Annotated in this window: 16 protein-coding genes; 6 read left to right on the top strand and 10 right to left on the bottom strand. The window is 42.0% G+C overall.

Annotated features, from left to right (window positions below):
* Positions 1-634: 634 nt before the first annotated feature.
* From HM131_RS02485 to glgB, 9 genes are all read right to left on the bottom strand, one after another.
* Complete coding sequence (locus HM131_RS02485; protein ID WP_085027609.1) at positions 635-1,471, bottom strand: YihY/virulence factor BrkB family protein; 837 nt, start codon at positions 1,469-1,471, stop codon at positions 635-637.
* 92 nt (positions 1,472-1,563) lie between these two features.
* On the bottom strand, positions 1,564-2,850 hold the full coding sequence (gene rpoN, locus HM131_RS02480) for an RNA polymerase factor sigma-54 (RefSeq protein WP_085027607.1): 1,287 nt from the start codon (positions 2,848-2,850) through the stop codon (positions 1,564-1,566).
* 215 nt (positions 2,851-3,065) lie between these two features.
* On the bottom strand, positions 3,066-3,440 hold the full coding sequence (locus tag HM131_RS02475; RefSeq protein WP_085027605.1) for a PH domain-containing protein: 375 nt from the start codon (positions 3,438-3,440) through the stop codon (positions 3,066-3,068).
* Positions 3,441-3,458: 18 nt separating this feature from the next.
* A complete protein-coding gene (locus HM131_RS02470; RefSeq protein ID WP_085027604.1) occupies positions 3,459-5,378 on the bottom strand; it encodes a glycoside hydrolase family 13 protein in 1,920 nt (639 codons plus the stop codon).
* 19 nt (positions 5,379-5,397) lie between these two features.
* Positions 5,398-7,836, bottom strand: coding sequence for a glycogen/starch/alpha-glucan phosphorylase (locus HM131_RS02465; RefSeq protein WP_085031746.1), 2,439 nt, complete (start codon positions 7,834-7,836; stop codon positions 5,398-5,400).
* A 30-nt stretch (positions 7,837-7,866) separates the two neighbouring features.
* Positions 7,867-9,297 (bottom strand): glycogen synthase GlgA, encoded by a 1,431-nt coding sequence (gene glgA / locus HM131_RS02460; RefSeq protein ID WP_085027603.1) that lies wholly within the window; start codon positions 9,295-9,297, stop codon positions 7,867-7,869.
* 127 nt (positions 9,298-9,424) lie between these two features.
* Positions 9,425-10,531, bottom strand: coding sequence for a glucose-1-phosphate adenylyltransferase subunit GlgD (gene glgD, locus HM131_RS02455; protein WP_085027601.1), 1,107 nt, complete (start codon positions 10,529-10,531; stop codon positions 9,425-9,427).
* Between the two features lie 12 nt (positions 10,532-10,543).
* Positions 10,544-11,704 (bottom strand): glucose-1-phosphate adenylyltransferase, encoded by a 1,161-nt coding sequence (locus tag HM131_RS02450; protein ID WP_085027599.1) that lies wholly within the window; start codon positions 11,702-11,704, stop codon positions 10,544-10,546.
* On the bottom strand, positions 11,694-13,613 hold the full coding sequence (glgB, locus tag HM131_RS02445) for a 1,4-alpha-glucan branching protein GlgB (RefSeq protein ID WP_085027597.1): 1,920 nt from the start codon (positions 13,611-13,613) through the stop codon (positions 11,694-11,696). Before glgB ends, HM131_RS02450 begins: the two co-directional genes overlap by 11 nt.
* 375 nt (positions 13,614-13,988) lie before the next feature.
* Between glgB and HM131_RS02440 the strand changes: the two genes are divergently transcribed.
* The 6 genes from HM131_RS02440 to HM131_RS02415 all read left to right on the top strand — a co-directional run bounded on the left by HM131_RS02440 (position 13,989) and on the right by HM131_RS02415 (position 17,676).
* Positions 13,989-14,402, top strand: a complete 414-nt coding sequence (locus HM131_RS02440; RefSeq protein WP_085027595.1) for a DUF948 domain-containing protein — start codon at positions 13,989-13,991, stop codon at positions 14,400-14,402.
* 18 nt (positions 14,403-14,420) lie between these two features.
* Positions 14,421-14,870: a DUF948 domain-containing protein gene (locus HM131_RS02435; protein ID WP_085027592.1), complete on the top strand. Its 450-nt coding sequence runs from the start codon at positions 14,421-14,423 to the stop codon at positions 14,868-14,870.
* Positions 14,867-15,085, top strand: coding sequence for a hypothetical protein (locus HM131_RS21020; protein WP_232324852.1), 219 nt, complete (start codon positions 14,867-14,869; stop codon positions 15,083-15,085). The genes HM131_RS02435 and HM131_RS21020 overlap by 4 nt, the downstream gene beginning before the upstream one ends.
* Positions 15,086-15,088: 3 nt before the next feature.
* Positions 15,089-15,622, top strand: a complete 534-nt coding sequence (locus tag HM131_RS02430) for a hypothetical protein (RefSeq protein WP_232324851.1) — start codon at positions 15,089-15,091, stop codon at positions 15,620-15,622.
* Positions 15,623-15,748: 126 nt separating this feature from the next.
* Complete coding sequence (locus HM131_RS02425) at positions 15,749-16,168, top strand: RDD family protein (RefSeq protein ID WP_085027590.1); 420 nt, start codon at positions 15,749-15,751, stop codon at positions 16,166-16,168.
* Between the two features lie 692 nt (positions 16,169-16,860).
* The gene (locus HM131_RS02415; RefSeq protein WP_085027586.1) at positions 16,861-17,676 is read left to right on the top strand and encodes a ZIP family metal transporter; all 816 of its coding nucleotides are present in this window, start codon (positions 16,861-16,863) and stop codon (positions 17,674-17,676) included.
* A 50-nt stretch (positions 17,677-17,726) separates the two neighbouring features.
* Here the strand turns inward: HM131_RS02415 and HM131_RS20870 are convergent, their stop codons facing one another.
* Positions 17,727-17,897, bottom strand: coding sequence for a hypothetical protein (locus HM131_RS20870; protein WP_198162705.1), 171 nt, complete (start codon positions 17,895-17,897; stop codon positions 17,727-17,729).
* Positions 17,898-18,059 lie beyond the last annotated feature (162 nt).

Genomic DNA, 18,059 nt, shown 5'->3' with positions numbered 1-18,059 from the left:
CAGGAGAGGTGGTCGATGAAATCGTCGCTTTTCGCGGGGATGGCGGCAAGCCTCCTCGGTTTGCCAACCTGCGGGGTCTTGCCTGCCATACCATTCCCGCAGGAGTCTCCCAATTTCCTCGACCACCTTACTTTTAATAGATTGAACGGAAAATGCCGTTGTGGTGAGAATGGTGATATTATTTCTTATAGTGCATTTTGAAAGTACTCAAGTTAAAACCTTATGACCGAATACTTTAATGTTATTTTCAAGACTCTATTGTCGGAGTCGATTCTATAAAACTGTTACTTATATCTCTACATTGAATGGGTTCTTTAGAATCATGCCAGTAGGTGTGGCGGGGAAATGACGAGACTCCCGCGGGAGAAGAAGCTAGGCGAGACCCCACAGGGAGCGTAGCGAACGAGGAGGCTTGCCAGTTCCCCCGCAGGAAAGCGAGTTGTTTCCCCGCCACACCACACTTTCTAATTTGTAAAGAACCCGAGCTATCTTGCATTCTAATATTCCATTATTCTACTAATTTATTGAATAAGCTTAACAGTTCTGTTGAAACCTCGATCTTAAAAACTGTAAACACATAGCCTGTTAATACAAAAAAGGAACTTCCAGCTTTCCTGGGAGTTCCTTTTTCTATTCAGGCGGCTTTTCGTCTATCTCCACCGTGCTTTCGATGATAAATAACGTTGATTTCAGCGCCGACCATAAGAATGATGCCTGTCAGGAAAAACCATAACATGAGGATAATGATTCCTCCTAAACTTCCGTAAGTGGCCGAGTAATTACCGAAGTTGCTGACATAAAATGAAAAAGCAAGGGAGATGAGCTGCCACAAGAACGCCGTAATGATCGCTCCAGGGATAATATGTTTGAAAGGAATATTTTTATTCGGTGCGTAATGATAAAGAGCCATTAAAATAGCACCAATCACTAGAACACTAATCACCCACCTGAGCACTTGGAAGAGAATAATCGTCTGGTCAGGCAAATTGACTGCATTATTGATGAAATTAATGATTACATCGCCAAAGACTGGAAGAAGCAAAGCTACAACGATCGCCAGGATCATCCCAAGAGTCAAGACGATTGCCATCAGTCTTACCTTTATGAATGATCTTGTTTCTTCAACGTTATAGGCCTGGTTGGCCGACTGAATGAATGCATTCACCCCGCTAGAAGCAGACCAGAGAGTACCTAGAATACCAATCGTCAACAATCCGCCTTTTGGCTGCTCCACGATGCTTATAATATTTTCACGGAAAATTTCTGCGGTATTACTCGGAAGAACCCGTCCCATGGCTTGTACAGCCGATTCTGCATCGATATTTAGATAGGGAAGGATAGATAATAGCAAAATTAACATAGGTACAATCGCTAATAAGTAATAATACGCTTGGGCAGCGCCTAGGATCGGTATATTATCTTTCTGAAACTCCTCTACTAGCTCTTTTATATATGTGATTAGCTTCTTCACGGACCGTCCGCCTCCTTATATTGCATTCTGTATTGGTCTATCCCCTTTTTTGGAAATCATTAATCTGCAGAATGCATATAAGTGCTTTTGGGTCACTCTTTTCTTTTAGAAGAAGAAGGTATTTGTATGCTTTCCCTGTACTTTGCCACTGTTCTTCTGGAAATTTCAACGCCGTAGTCTTTTTTCAAAACCTGAGCAAGTTTTTGATCGGAGAGCGGCTTGCTTTTGTTTTCCTGATCGATCAAGCCTTGAATATGATTCTTCACTTGAGTGGAAGAGATCGTCGAGTCATTTTGCGAAAGCCCCGTCGTGAAGAAATACTTCATCTCAAAGACACCACGGGAAGTCTGCATGACTTTATTGGATACCGCCCGGCTGACAGTGGATTCATGCATGTCAATCTGTTCAGCAACCTGCTTATAGGTGAGAGGATGCAAAGGCCCTCCTTCTAAAAAAGCGATTTGCTCCTTTACGATGACTTTCGCTACTTTAAGGATGGTCTGACGCCTCTGCTCAATACTTCTGATCAGCCAATTAGCGTTTTTATAGCAGTCATTCAAGAACGATTCGGCTTTGGCATCCTTTTTCAAGCTAGCATAGGAGGAATCGATATGAATGGAAGAAAACGGTGAATTAGAGTCTGTCAGGAGATAGTCAGTCCCCTCTTTTTTCACAATAATATCTGCAACCATGTACTTTACCGGCTGCATGATTGAATCGATATAGGGGTGAGGACGTAACTTTTTTAATAAGGTAAACGCTTGTTTTATATCCGCTTGAGAAACACTTAACTGTTTTGATAATTGATTCCATCTCCGGTTCGCTATATCGTCCAGATAGTACGCCACGAGCTGCATGAGCAGACCCTCTTCAGGAAACTGCTGCTTAATTTGATAGATTAGATAGTCTCTTGTACCGGATGAGCCCAACCCTCTAGACTCGTAGTCTTTGAGATGTTGGAGATTATCCGTAACGGATGATGATGAGACATTTAGTGACCCAGATATTTCGTTCACTTCTATTGGTAAAAACCCGCGTTCATTCAAGTTTAAAATAAGATACTGCATGACTTCATAGTCTTCTTTTGAATTCAGCTGCCATTTGATTTGATCAAACAGTTTCTCTCTCCAGCCTTTCTCATGCCCCGGGTAAAATTCAACTACGTTATTCATGGCTTCCCCTGCCTGATTGCGGCTACGAGAACTGTAAGATTCGGAAAACCCTCTTTCCTCCACCGCCAGCAGTGGATTATTCAGCATCTCTTCTTGTACATAGTCCCATACATCCATCGCAGAATACTGGAGTAATGAAATTGCTTGACGAACCTCAGTTGTCATGAATAAACCTGTCGTCTGCTTTTGAGTCAATTCAAGCTTCATCTCATGCCCTCCCGTTTGATAACGCTTTCATTAATTTTCTTACTATTCTTAAAATCTATATATTATATTGGAGGATTTTTTGATTTATTTCAAGGGACAAAAGCGTCAAGCGCTTGAAATAAATCTTCAATGAAGGTTCAACTACTAATCTGGACAAACAAAAAGTCCCAACAGATCCTCTGACCTGTTGGGCAATACGCTTAGATATAGCTCTTTTATAGTACATGTTCCGCTAAAGTCTTTTGTACGTCCTCTATGGGGCTATCCTTTTTGAAGAGTTTTCCTATAGGTTCATGCGAACCGGAGAGCCATATTTTCAATTCAGAATCCAGATCAAAGCTCCCAGCTGTCTCAACACTGAAATGAGTCACACTTTTATAAGGAATCGAATGGTATTCCACTTTCTTCCCTGTCATTCCTTGCTTATCAACCAGTAAAAGCCGTTTATCCGTAAAGATGAAGGAATCACGAAGAACCTTATACCCGCTTTGAATCTTTTCCCCTTCGATCAGGACTTCTCCAAGCTCTTTTTCAAGCTTTTCTACATCTACTTTACTGGCATTTCCCATCAATCCATCTAAAAATCCCACAATGATGCCTCCTCGATGTTATTGCATGTGTCTAAGCAGCATGCTTTCACCAGGTTCTAAATCTAAAGAAAGATTTCCTTTTTTAGCTTTGAAAATCCTTCTCTTGTTTTCCAAGTGTTGCCACTTTCCTTTTGAGATGTCAAGGCTGACACTGATTTTTTCATGGTGATTCCGGTTCATCAAATAAATCAGCTGCTCATCGGATACCTTTTCTCCAAACGCATCTACGCCATTCGTTATCCAGCGTTCAAATCCATAGATATCTCCGTGAAAAGCGAATGACTTCCAGTGTCCAGTACGCAGCGCATTATGTTCTCTGCGCCATTTACCTATTTTTTTATACCATGATAAAAGGTCCTGATCCTCCCTATCCCATGGATAAGGTTTACGGTTATCCGGATCAGCGCCTCCTGTTAACCCTGCTTCGTCTCCATAATAAAGAGACGGAACGCCCGGAAACGCATACAGCCATAAGCTAAGCGCCTTCACTTGACGGTCAACGAGATCAGATTTATGTTTTTGGGAATAGTGATCCGGCAAATATCCTTCAAGCATCGTTTTAATACGCTCCACATCGTGACTGGACAGCATATTCATGAGCGCATAAAAATACTGCTTAGGATAGTGCTCAGATAATGTGGTGAGACGACGATCTACATAATGTGCATCAATATCACCTTTAATAAAATCAAGCATGATCTTTCTTAACGGATAATTCATGACGGAATCAAGCACACCGCCCAAGAAATAATCGCGACGCTTACCGTAGGAAGTCTTGTTGGAAGCATCCTCCCACACTTCCCCTAGTAAAACACTTGATGGATCATGCTTTTTCAGTTGTGTATTAAGCTGGCTGATCAAATCATCTGTCAGCTCGTCGGCAACGTCTAGCCTCCAGTGCTTCATTCCTGACTTTTGCCACGTTTTAATGACACTATCTTCATTATGGATCAAGAAATTCTGGTAGTCTTGATTCTCCTTATTCAGTGTCGGCAACGTGCCTACACCCCACCACGCTTCATAATCATCCGGATAATTATAAAATTTATACCATGGATAATAGCGAGATTCTTTCGATTGATAGGCTCCTAGAGAATCGTACTGTCCTTCCCGATTAAAATAGATGCTGTTGCTGCCTGTATGGCTGAACACACCATCAAGCATAATTTCAATATCACGGTCAGCCGCTTCTTTGATCAGCAGCTCTAAATCTTCCTTGCTACCCAGCAGCCGGTCTACCGTATGATAATCCCCTGTATCATACCTGTGGTTACTTTCAGCTTCAAAAATTGGGTTTAAGTAGATGACGGTCACACCCAGGGATTGGATATAATCCAATTTTTCAATAATGCCTTGAAGGTTGCCTCCGAAGAAATCCCACCTAATGACTTCGCCTCTTTCATTTCTAATATAGATGGGATCATTCTCCCAATGGGAATGCATGAGGCTTGTTTTTGGGGCTTTGGATGAATCAATCTCGCCTGCTGCGTAAAAACGATCCGGAAAGATTTGATACATGGTTGCATTTTTAAACCAATCCGGGGTTTCATATTCGTGGTCATAGACCGTAATTTGCCAGGATGGAGGAATATGATCATAGATTTTCCCCTCGCCGCTTTCAAAAATATTTTCCCGGCCATAATACATCGTTCCGTCTTCTAAAATGATTTGAAAGAAATACCAGATCAACTGTGGGTCGTCTGGCATTTTTATGGTCGTTTCATAGGAGTTATAATGATGTTCTTCACTATATAAGTCCATCTCTTTTATGCGCTCATCATCTGTGCGATCCAAGATATAATGCAGCATGACATGAGATACTTGAAAGTGGTTGTGAACATCAATCGTTAATGTAACATTAGAACCTTTCGGCGCTGCACCGAAAGGCTCTCTATATGATTGTTCAAAACTATTGTGATAAACATCGTTTTGTCTCACTTGAAGACCCCCTAAACCATCACTTTAACGTACGAACCTTTTGGATTTTCCATATATCCGATGCATATTCTTGAATCGTACGGTCACTTGAGAATTTACCAGATTGAGCGATGTTTATAAGACTCTTTAAATTCCATTGGCGTTTTTTCTCAAAATCCTGACTGATACGTTTTTGCGCAAGAATATAATCAGCAAAATCTTTCAATACAAAGTATTCATCATTATGGTGAACGAGAGCGTCGTAAATATCTTGAAACTGTGTTTCCCCTTTTGAAAAAGGACTGTAGTGAATTAATTGATCCAGCGTATGACGAACACGTTCATCCTGATCATAAATTTGCTTGGATGAATAACCGCCGTTGCGGTAATATTCCAGCACTTCGTCAGAGCTTAATCCAAATGTATAAATGTTGTCGTCTCCGACAAGCTCATGAATCTCCACATTTGCGCCGTCCATTGTGCCGACAGTGACCGCACCATTCATCATAAATTTCATATTCCCCGTTCCCGAGGCTTCCTTACTCGCTGTCGAGATCTGTTCACTGACATTACTGGCAGGAATGACCCGTTCAGCAATGGATACAGAATAGTTCGGTAAGAATACGACTTTCATTTTGTCGTTGACATCCGGGTCGTTGTTGATCACATGGGCAATCCGGTTAATAAGCTGGATAACTTTCTTTGCGAAATAATAACTGGACGCTGCTTTTGCACCGAAGAAAAAGGTTCTTGGGACCATATCCATCGTTGGATGCGACTTTAATTCGTTATATAAATGCATGATATGAAGGGCATTAAGCAATTGTCGCTTATATCCGTGAAGTCGTTTAATATGGACATCAAAAATAGAATTCGGGTCGACAGCAATCCCCTGGGTTTGGTGGACCCAGTCAGCCAGGTCCCGCTTGTTCTTTTGTTTAATGTCATCCAAACGGTCTAAAAAGGCTAAATCATCTTTCTTATCTAAAAGATTATTCAACAATTTAGGCTGTTCGATCCACTTGTCTCCAATAGCCTCCGTAATTGCCGAAGCAAGCGGCTGATTCGCATGCATCAGCCATCTTCTGTGCGTGATTCCGTTTGTTTTATTGTTAAAACGCTCTGGGAATGTATCATAAAACCTTTTCATTTCACGTTTTTTCAAAATTTCCGTGTGGAGTCTTGCCACACCATTTACACTGTGGCTTCCGACAATGGAAAGGTGAGCCATTTTCACTTGTCCGTCTGCTACGATGGCAAGGTCAGCAATCCGGTCAAAGTCACCCGGATACGTACGCCACAATTCCTGACAGAACCGCTCATTAATTTCATCTATGATCATAAAAATGCGCGGCAGCAAGGAACGAACCATCTCCACCGGCCATGATTCTAGCGCTTCACTTAACGTTGTATGGTTCGTATAAGAAACGGATGATTGCGTAATATCCCATGCCTCTTCCCAGCCGATACCTTTTTCATCCATCAGAATGCGCATTAATTCTGGAATGACTAATGCTGGGTGAGTATCGTTAATATGAAGAGCCACTTGATCAGGGAAGGACGACCATGGCAACTCTAATGCTTCAAAGGATCGAACGACCGACTGAACTCCAGCAGATACTAGAAAATACTCTTGCTTCAGACGCAGACGTTTTCCTTCTTCGTTGGAATCGTCTGGGTACAAGAACTCGGAAATCGACTCTAAAGATCGCTTATGATTTAAAAAATGCCCGAATTCCTTTTCATTCTCCGCTCTTGCCAGCGTATCTTCGGCTGTAGGTTCTGCAGACCATAAGCGAAGCGTATTGACCGTCTCATTATTGTAGCCGACAACAGGCACATCGTAAGGGACAGCACTCACTTGCTCATAATCTTTATATTTGAAATTCAACTTCCCATTAGCATCTTTGTCGGAGTATACGTAACCTCCAAATTTAACATCGATAGAGTCTTCCGGTCGGCGAACCTCCCAAATAAAATCTTTGGACAGCCAATAATCTGGAAGCTCGACTTGCTCCCCATCGATTATTCGCTGATCGAACATGCCATACTTGTACCGCATGCCATAACCATGTCCAGCCAACTCCAAGGAAGCTAGCGAATCTAAAAAACAAGCCGCTAAGCGTCCTAATCCACCATTACCAAGGCCAGGGTCATTTTCCTCCTCTTCAAGCTCAGACAAGGATAAACCCAAATCTTTCAAGCCCTCATCCACGAGTGAAAGAATCTCCATATTAAGCAAATTGTTTCCTAGTAAACGTCCCATCAAAAATTCCATTGAAAAATAATAGACTTGCTTTGTCTTATTCTCCTTGTAGTAGCGTTCAGTATTCAGCCAATTCTCACTGATCCTATCCTTCACGAGTGCTCCAAGTGCCCGATAAGAATCAAACTCCGTTGCCGTTTCAATTGTCTTTCCCAGCTCTGTTTCAATCTTTGATGTAAACGCCTGCTTAAATTCCTCTTTGTCGCTGAACATCACCATTATGATTTCCTCCTATCACCTCTGCTATTGAAACATAGATTCATATAAATCCATATACTGATCAGCAGAGTCCTTCCATGTGAACTTACTCTTGCAAATATTTTTCACTAGTTTTTGCCAAGCAGCAGGTTCATGATAGAATTCGATTCCTCGTCGGATTGTATAGAGCATGTCATGAGCGTTGTAATTATCAAAAGTGAACCCGTTCCCCTCACCAGTTTCCTCATTGAAAGGAATTACCGTATCCGCAAGTCCGCCTGTTTCACGAACAATCGGAGCAGCTAAATATCTTAGAGCAATCAATTGCCCAATACCGCATGGTTCGAATCTCGAAGGCATAAGGAAGAAGTCGCTTGCCGCGTAGATTTGACGGGAGAAAGGTTCAGAGAATCGGATATTCGTAGACATTTTATCTGGATGTCTATCCTGCGCCCATTGCAGCATCTGTTCATATTGATATTCTCCTGTACCAAGCAATACCACTTGCACATCATCATGATACAAAAGTTCATCAATGACACGTCCAATAAGATCGAATCCCTTTTGTTCTACTAGTCTGGAAACGATGCCAATCATAGGTACATCTTTTCTTACCGGTAATCCTAATTGCTCCTGAAGCCACATTTTATTCTGCGCCTTCTTGATCAAGGAAGTACGGTAAGGAAATGCAAGAGCTTCGTCCTTTAAAGGATTATAATTTTGATCATTGATCCCATTGACGATTCCAATTAACTCATTGGAGCGTTTTCTTAGAACTCCGTCTAGGTTTTCCCCAAAATAAGGAGTTTGAATCTCATTTGCATAAGTTTCGCTTACAGTCGTAATAAAATCTGAGAAATTCAGTGCACCTTTCATAAAATTAATGTCACCGAAAAATTCGAAGGTGTCATCTCTAAACATACCCTCATCGTAGTCCATCAAATCATGTAATACGGATCGTGCGAAAACACCTTGGTATTTTAAGTTATGAATCGTGAAAACGGTCTTTACCCCTTGAAGTTTCTCTACATCTTTATAATGTGTATGTAGAAAAGCAGGAATCAATCCCGTTTGCCAATCATGACAATGAAGGACGTCAGGACGCCAGTCCATACCAACCACCATCTCCATGATCGCTCTGTTGAAAAAGACAAATCGTTCGGCTTCGTCATCATATCCATACAGATTTGAACGTTTAAAATAATACTCGTTGTCAATAAAGTAGACTGGTATTCCTTCGTATTCTATATATTCCACGCCAGCATATTGGTTCCGCCATCCCATCTGCACGTTCAGTTCATCCAGGTGGGTCAATTGCATTTTCCAATGGTCATCCATATTTTCATATTTTGGTAGAACAACGCGGACATCGACTCCCTGCTCCTTAAGGGCTTGTGGCAGAGATCCTAATACATCGGCAAGCCCTCCTGTTTTAATAAAAGGGGTACATTCTGATCCAATCATCAATACGTTCACTATTTCTCACTCCTTTAATTATGTGCAACACATCACTAAACTCTAGTAAGATAAAAGGACTGCCAGAAAAATCGGTTCAGACAGTCCCTTTATCTTCGTTCATGGATACCTTATCAAAAGGTCTCCATCACATTGTTTTTCGTTTTGGAACTACATAAGGTTTCTCAGGTGCACCGATTAACGTGCGTCCCTCAGAAATCGAACAATCTTTATCTAAAATGACATTCTCCAGCACCGCGTTACTGTCAATTTCACAACGCTGCATGATGATGGAGTTCTTAACGACAGCTCCCTCAGCTACCTTCACACCTCTAAACAAGATACTGTCCTCAACATGCCCTTCAATGATACAACCATTGGCAACGAGTGTGTTCGTTACATTAGATGTAGTCAAATATTTAGAAGGGGCTTCGTTTTTCACTTTCGTGTAGATCGGGTTATCTTCTTTGAAGAATCTTTCCTGCTCTTCCGGATCCAAAAGCTTAGAACTATTACGATAGTAGCTTTCAATAGAATTGATTAACGCGTGCGCCCCCGTATATTCATAAGCATTAATATTAATGTCTGGAAGCTTCCCTTTAATTCCATCAAGGAAAAAGTGAGTACAGCCGTGAGCAATACACTCATCAATCAAGTCATGCAGTACATTCTTATCGATGATATACATATCCATATAAACATTTGAGTTATGCTGATCATTGTGAATGGCTGTGACTCTATTATTCTCATCAATATCCAGTTTATGGGCACGATCGTGTTCAGGATACAGCTCATCGACTTTCTTATAGACGACCGTCACATCAGCCCCTGACTCTTTGTGCTCAGCAAGGACATCCTGGTAGTTGATATTACAAATATTTTGAGACCCTGATACAAGGATATAGTTAGCTAATGTCCGGTTAATAAAATCGATGTTGTTGTGAAAATGCTGAAGGTCGCCTCGTGAAATATCCGTCGGATCGTTCCAGTCAGGAGGAAGGATGAACAATCCTCCAAACTTACGGTCAAGATCCCACGCCTTCCCTTGTTCCAGGTGGTCCATCAGTGAACGATATTTACGTCGAGCGAAAACCGCCACGGATTCGATCCTAGCGTTCGTCATGTTAGAAATCGCAAAATCGATCATTCGATAACGGCCTGCAAACGGAACAGCAGCTCCGCACCGGAAATAAGTCAGCTCATCTAATACATCTTGTTCGTGGTCTAAATTGATAATTCCTGCTATACGGTCCATGGAATCCTCCTCTTAACTGTTAGTTGCGTAGCTGCTTGCCAGTACACTTCCTTGTTCTGCCACTAAGGTAATCTCACTGTCTGGTGATGGATCGCCAATAACAGCGCCATCTTCAACAACCGTTCCTTTTGCAATGATCGCACGATGGATTTTAACGTTTTTACCAATCTTCACATCAGGCATGATGACTGAATCCTTTACAACGGAAGACTCATCGACATGTACGCCATAAAAGATAATCGACGTATCGACAGTTCCGTATATGCGGCACCCTTCGTTGATCAACGCATTATTCACCGTTGCCTGTGGAGCGATATATTGCGGCGGCTGGTTAGGATTTTTTGAATACATGCGCCACGTATGGTCATTAAGGTTCAATTCCGGTTCCTTCTTCAGTAGATCCATATTGGCTTCCCAAAGGCTGTCTACTGTACCAACATCTTTCCAGTAACCTTCAAACGTGAAAGCCATTAGTTTTTTATAGTCGTAAAGAAGAGCAGGAATGATATCTTTCCCGAAGTCATGAGAGGAGTCTTCTTTTTCCGCATCTTCGATCAAGTACTGTTTCAGCACATCCCAGCGGAAAATGTAGACACCCATCGATGCCAGGTTGCTCTTCGGTTTTTCAGGTTTTTCATCAAATTCGACAATACGACCGCCATCGTCCGTATTCATGATGCCAAAGCGGCTCGCATCTTCCCACGGAACTTCAATGACGGAGATGGTCGCGTCCGCTCCAGAGCCGATATGATAATCGAGCATTTCGCTGTAGTCCATTTTGTAAATATGATCGCCTGATAAGACAAGAACGTGTTCAGGATCATATTGATTTAAGAATTTCAGATTACGGTAAATCGCATTCGCTGTACCTGTGTACCAGCCTCCGCCTTCAGCCTGCATAAACGGTGGAAGTACAGATACACCTCCAAATTTACGATCAAGATCCCACGTGTCCCCAATTCCGATATAATCATTGAGGATCAGCGGTTCATACTGTGTTAAAACACCCACTGTATCAATGCCAGAGTTGGCGCAGTTACTTAGTGGAAAGTCGATGATTCGGTACTTGCCGCCAAAGTAAACGGCAGGTTTTGCTATCTGTTTGGTTAGTGATTTCAGTCTGGTTCCTTGTCCACCAGCTAAAAGCATCGCTACACACTGTTTATTTTTCATGATTCTCCTCCTTAGATACTGAAGTTCTCTTCAAGAAGCTCACACCGAGCGGGGGAATCGTCATGGTTATATGCTGATCTTGCCCTTGCCAAGGCTCAGGGATCGTGTGTAAAGGCAACCCGTTCGTTTGCCCAGAACCTCCGTATTGTTCCGCATCGCTCGAGAATATTTCTTTGTATGAGCCATGTTTCGGCACCCCTACTTTATAGTCGTGGTAAACTTGTGGTGTGAAATTACATACGACAATTAGTTGGTCATTTGAAGTCCGACTATTGCGTGCAAATGAAACAATGCTTTGCTCATAGTTATTAGGATCGATCCAGAAGAATCCTTCTTCCTTATGATCCAACTCCCATAAAGCTGGCGTATCTCTATAGAGTTGATGCAGCTGTTTAACGTAATTCAACGTGTTGTTGTGAGAGTCGTAATCTAACAGTTCCCAGTCTAGATCCTCTAAATCCTTCCACTCATCGAATTGACCGAATTCACCTCCCATAAATAATAGTTTTTTACCAGGGTGAGCATACATATAGGCAAGAAATGCCCTTAAGTTTGCAAATTTCTGCCAATAATCGCCTGGCATTTTATTTAATAACGATTTCTTACCATGAACGACTTCATCATGAGAAATCGGTAATACAAAGTTTTCAGAGTAGGCATACATCAATGAAAAAGTAATCAAATTATGGTGGTACTTCCGATGGATTGGATCCATTTCAATGTACTTAAGCATGTCATTCATCCATCCCATGTTCCATTTGTAGTTGAAGCCAAGTCCTCCGATATAAGTCGGAGCACTGACTAATGGCCAGGATGTGGACTCTTCTGCCATCATCAAGGTGTCAGGGATTTCCTCGAATATGGCTTCGTTCATTTTCTTAATGAACTCGACAGCTTCGAGATTTTCTCTTCCACCGTATTCATTCAGCTCCCATTCGCCTTCTTCTTTACCAAAGTCAAGGTAAAGCATGCTTGCAACGGCATCTACACGAAGTCCATCGAGGTGATATTCTTTCAGCCAGTAGATTGCGTTTGAGGTTAAGAAACTCTGAACCTCATTTCTACCAAAATCAAAAGTTAACGTACCCCACTGGGTCTTCTCTGCCTTGCTAGGGTTTTCATATTCATACAGAGCTTCACCATCAAAACGTCTTAAGCCGTGCTCATCTTTACAGAAATGTCCTGGAACCCAGTCCAAAATGACACCGAGGCCGTTTTGGTGACACTGGTCAACGAAGTATTTAAAGTCATCCGGCGATCCATATCGTGCAGTTACGGAATAATAGCCGGTAATTTGGTATCCCCAGGACCGATCAAAGGGGTGTTCCATAATGGGGAGAAGTTCGATATGTGTATAACCGAGGTTTTTGACGTAAGGAATAACCCACTCGGCATATTCACGGAAATTATAGAAGACTTCCGGTTCAATATATTTCCATGAACCTAAGTGAATCTCATAAATGGACATTGGCGATTCGTAGGGATTTTTCGCCTTGCGCTCTCTCATCCATTCATCATCACTCCATGTATAATTGTCCAGCGGGTGGACCACAGAGGCCGTCTCGGGGCGTAACTCGCTAGAAAAAGCATAAGGGTCTGCTTTCAAGCGCAGGTGACCATGAGGGGTCAAAATCTCATACTTATAAATGGTTCCTTGATCAAGGTTAGGAATGAACGTCATCCATATACCGTTGTCATTGAATCTTTCCATCGGATGCTCTCTTCCATCCCATTGATTGAAATCACCAACAACGCTTACTTGCTTGGCATTCGGAGCCCAGACTGCAAAACGGATGCCTTGTTCTCCATCTTGAGTGTCTGGGTGTGCTCCGAGAAGCTTATAACTGTATCGGAGGTTTCCCTGATGAAATAAATAAATGTCATGTTCTAGTGTTGTATTATTGACCACGCCACCACTCCTCTATGGATTATATTTCTATAAAATTTGACATACTGTGATGTCTCTTATATTTATCATAAAATCACAGTAGTCCTTTTACAATTAGAAATCCTATAAATTTTCTGAAAAGTTTTGTCGATTATTGTCTAATATCTGAAAAATTTGTAGCAAAGGTTATATCTGGAACAAACGCAGTTATTGTAAGCGTTATCACCAAATCGAATGAGTTAAACCTGTTTGAATACAAAAATTTACCACTTTAATGTTTTACAAAATATGGATGACCTGAGGTGACAGAAAAAGGAAGATAGTCTCATTTGTTTTGTGTTTCATTTAAAATGGTTAGTGGTATAGCAAACTAAACGAATAAAGAGGTGAATGGTAATGTCATTAGCGGGAATCAGTTTACTCATTATTGCGATTGCTTTCGCATTTATCGCAATTTTCGTCGTAAAAACATTAAAAGCAGCATCAAGTACGATGAGCAGTGTCTCTAATACACTTGAAAAAGTAGAGGGACAGATACAGGGCATCACTACAGAATCTGAAAGTCTATTGAAAAAGACAAATACGATTGCTGATGATGTTCAGCAAAAGACCCAATCCCTCAATGGATTTGTTGACTCGCTCAACCATATGGGCTCTACTATGGGGAACGTCAACAATACGCTGCAAGGAATGGCAGAAAGCGTCGCTCACGCTTCCGATAAGTCTGATGACCAAGTCGCCAAGGCGATGCGATGGGGAGATGCAGCTATAGAGCTATACTTAAGGTTTAAATCTAAAAAATCAAAATAGGAAAGCGAGGTTAAACGAATGGATTATCTAGGAATAGGAGTACTTATCATCGGCATCGCTTTTGCGATCGTATCCATTTTTCTCATTAAAGCTTTAAATAATCTGGCTAACGTGCTTGGGGGAGTCCGCAAAACCGTTGACCAGCTTCCTGATCAACTTGACTCAGTTATGAAAGAAACATCAAACGTTTTACACAATAGTAACGACACGCTTGCAGATGTCAACGAAAAGATCCGAGCACTAAGCCCTCTTTTCTACATCGTTGGAGATATTGGAGAATCCTCCAGGAAACTGACTTCATCGCTTGTCGACATGACCTATTCTGTCAAACAGAGCACTCATGAAGGAGAGCAGAAGATCAATGAAGAAGGCTGGCGAGGCATATACGGTGCTCTTGCTCTCTCCTATTACCTCATGCAAAAACGCAAAGCCTTGAAATCCGTCCAATTGGAAAGTCAGACACGATGAGCAAAAGAGATTGGATTACTGGTTTGGCAGCAGGGATTGTAGGCGGGATAGGTGTTCACAAACTAAAAAAAGAATCACCTGTCTACAAAACGAAATACAACCGTAAGAAGAATGAACTTTATGAAAGCGGGAAAACCAATTATCATATCTATGATTCTGCTAAACAGCGTTTAAAAGCAGAAGCAGAGGAAAATATTAAAGTAAAGGGGAAATGATTTATGCAAAACGAACAAACGACACAACCAACTCAACCGACTCAAACAGCAGCTACTACGGAAACTACCCAGACGACGAAAAGAAAGAGCAGCGGTAAAAAGCTTCCTTTAGCTATGTTGACAGGCGCACTCATTGGAGGAGCCTTTGTTTTAATAAAAGATCCCGAGCAAAGAAGACGACTTAAAGATGGATCTAAATCCACCAAAGATGCCGTCAGCGGCTATGCCTCTGAAGTAAAAGAAGACCCATCAGGCAAAAAGGATGACCTTGTCACACGCGTACGAAAAACAGTTTCCGTTATCAATGAGGCTGTAGCTACCGTACAGGATGTTATGAACAATCAAGGAAAAGAAATCACAGAACGAGCAAAAGACATTAAAGAAGAATCCGAAGAAATCATCTCAACGGCGAAAGATGCTGGCGAAGACCTTCAAGATGCAGGAGAGAAAGCAAAAGAAGCAAAAGATGAACTGACTACATCGGAAGAAGAAAAATCAGCGGATGAAAAAGTCGTTGAAGTAAACCCTCGTTATTAATCAAAAAAAGACAGTCCAGGACTTGTTTCAGGTTCTGGGCTGTTTTTTTGCATCTCCCCCTTTCCACCCGCATATCCTTTCTTTAAAATAGATAATTAGACATAGACGCATAGAAAGGAAGAGTAAATGAAGCAGCCAGTCGGTTTTTGGAAAAGATTAGCAGCAGGCTTTTTAGATATCCTGTTAATTAGTCTGCCCATCGCCATTTTAGGGCAACTGCTATTTGGTTGGGAATTCGACAGCCCCTACAGCCAAAATATTTATGTAGCGTATCAAACAATTGTTCCCATCTTATGGAGTGGTTATGTTGTGGGGAAACGGATCGTCGGCATTCGTATTGTCAAAAAAGACGGTTCAAATGTAGGTATCCTGACAATGTTGCTCCGCAATCTAGTTGCAGGACTTGTTTACGCTCTTACATTTGGTATTGGAGTAATCGTCAGTGCATTCATGGTTGGAATGAGAGAAGATCACCGGGCTATCCATGACTTTATTGCCGGAACGTACGTAACGGAAGCCCGTCCTCATGAGATGGATGAAAAATAACGTAAAAGCTCAGAGTTTGCTCTGAGCTTTTTTTATGTGGAGCTTGTTTTTAAAAAACACTACTGCGCTTGCTTTATTCAATTGGGTCCGTTCCAGTGGGAGAAGTTGGGTGTGTCTGGGAAACGACTCGCTTTCCTGCGGGGTCTCGTCTAGCTCTTCTCCCGCGGGAGTCTCGCCGTTTCCCAGCCACACCCGCATTCATCAACCTAACGAACCCATTTTAATAGAAATTACCTGTAGAGTCAGCTATACAGAATCGGGCTCCAACAATAAAGCTAAAAAATAAAAGTAAACTACTCTTCTTCATGTAGTATTAAACTAGTGTCCTTCCAAATGAATAATAAAAATGGGATGGACGTTTCTTCCGATAAATATATTTCCGTTCTACTAATAAACGTAAGGTGTGAGGGGAAATTGAGAGACTCCTGCGGGAATGGAATGGCTGGCAAGACCCCACAGGTTTGGTAAACAGAGGAGGCTTTCCGCCATCCCCGCGGAAAGCGAACGATTTCCTCTCACACCTTTCTTAGCACTTAGGTAACGGAAACATCCATACAAACATCTCGAAACTATTTTCTAGATCGGTGGGTTTTATAGAAGTCGATAAGGTGGTGGATGCCAATCTGAACATTGAATTTCAATGATAAAATCCCCTGCACACTCATAGAATTTGGTAAAGGGAGTGTGTGGACATGTTCAACTACATAGAGACGTTATCACCTTTACATCAAGCCCTATTTGTAACAACGATTACTTGGGGCATGACGGCTTTAGGCGCAGCTCTAGTTTTTACAACAAAGCATATGAACCAAAAGATGCTTGATGGCATGTTAGGATTCGCAGGCGGAGTCATGATCGCTGCGAGCTTCTGGTCACTACTCTCTCCTGCGCTAGAGATGGCCGAAACTCACATTTTCCCTGCCTGGATTCCTGTAGCGTCAGGTTTTTTACTGGGGGCTCTTTTTTTATGGAGCATTGATAAAGTCATCCCCCACCTTCACCCTAACGCATCAATTTTGGAAGCAGAGGGCATCAACCCAATAAGAAAAAAGAGAAGTACGCTTCTCGTTTTAGCCATTACGTTACATAACATTCCAGAGGGGCTTGCAATCGGCGTCGCATTCGGTGCTGTCGCAGCTGGTTTCTCCTCTTCCTCTTTAACGGCTGCGGTCGTATTAGGGCTTGGAATCTGTATTCAAAATATCCCTGAAGGAGCAGCTGTATCCCTTCCATTAAGAAGAGAAGGGATGTCCCGCAGGCGGAGCTTTTTTTATGGACAACTTTCAGGGATGGTCGAGCCTATCGCAGCTATGATCGGGGTTTTGACGGTCACGTTTATTCAGCCGCTCCTCCCGATCGCGCTCAGTTTCGCTGCAGGGGCCATGATTTTCGTCGTCTCAGAAGAAGTGATTCCAGGTTCTCAAGAGAACGGCAACAATGACCTGGCATCTTTATGTTTAATGGTGGGCTTCACTATGATGATGATCTTAGATGTAGCGTTTGGATAAATATAGATATAAGTAGGGTCTGCTCCTAACTGGAGCAGACCCCTTTTTCGTTAGTTATCATTCTTTATTTCAGGTCTTGCCTCACGATTCAAATACTCATTCGGCTCCTCACCAAACTCTACACTATGGTTCTTAAATTGAGCTTTACGCCCATTTCTGTGCTCGCCATGGCTTTTCGTTTCCTTGAACTGGCGATTGGGCTTTTTATCCTTTTTACTCATTGCCTTCACCTTCCTTAATCAGGTTATGTTTATTTTTTTCTGTTCAGGTGAAGTTATACATGAAACCTAACACGGAGTCTCCACAGATGTTTTTCTTGAAGGGTTCGGTACCGCTAAGACATTGCTATATTCGTTCTTCCATCTCTCTTTGAGATGTTGCCT

Origin of the sequence: Halobacillus mangrovi (genome assembly GCF_002097535.1) — a bacterium.
Taxonomy (GTDB): domain Bacteria; phylum Bacillota; class Bacilli; order Bacillales; family Halobacillaceae; genus Halobacillus; species Halobacillus mangrovi_A.
Note: the sequence above shows the minus strand (reverse complement) of the source record. Positions and strands in the feature narration are given on the sequence as shown.

Bases quoted from the DNA above. Each gene is read 5' to 3' on its own strand.
- rpoN (WP_085027607.1), bottom strand. From the start codon at position 2,850: ATGAAGCTTGAATTGACTCAAAAGCAGACGACAGGTTTATTCATGACA.
- HM131_RS02465 (WP_085031746.1), bottom strand. From the start codon at position 7,836: ATGTTCAGCGACAAAGAGGAATTTAAGCAGGCGTTTACATCAAAGATT.
- glgD (WP_085027601.1), bottom strand. From the start codon at position 10,531: ATGGACCGTATAGCAGGAATTATCAATTTAGACCACGAACAAGATGTA.
- HM131_RS02450 (WP_085027599.1), bottom strand. From the start codon at position 11,704: ATGAAAAATAAACAGTGTGTAGCGATGCTTTTAGCTGGTGGACAAGGA.
- HM131_RS02440 (WP_085027595.1), top strand. From the start codon at position 13,989: ATGTCATTAGCGGGAATCAGTTTACTCATTATTGCGATTGCTTTCGCA.
- HM131_RS02435 (WP_085027592.1), top strand. From the start codon at position 14,421: ATGGATTATCTAGGAATAGGAGTACTTATCATCGGCATCGCTTTTGCG.
- HM131_RS21020 (WP_232324852.1), top strand. From the start codon at position 14,867: ATGAGCAAAAGAGATTGGATTACTGGTTTGGCAGCAGGGATTGTAGGC.
- HM131_RS02430 (WP_232324851.1), top strand. From the start codon at position 15,089: ATGCAAAACGAACAAACGACACAACCAACTCAACCGACTCAAACAGCA.
- HM131_RS02425 (WP_085027590.1), top strand. From the start codon at position 15,749: ATGAAGCAGCCAGTCGGTTTTTGGAAAAGATTAGCAGCAGGCTTTTTA.
- HM131_RS02415 (WP_085027586.1), top strand. From the start codon at position 16,861: ATGTTCAACTACATAGAGACGTTATCACCTTTACATCAAGCCCTATTT.
- HM131_RS20870 (WP_198162705.1), bottom strand. From the start codon at position 17,897: ATGAGTAAAAAGGATAAAAAGCCCAATCGCCAGTTCAAGGAAACGAAA.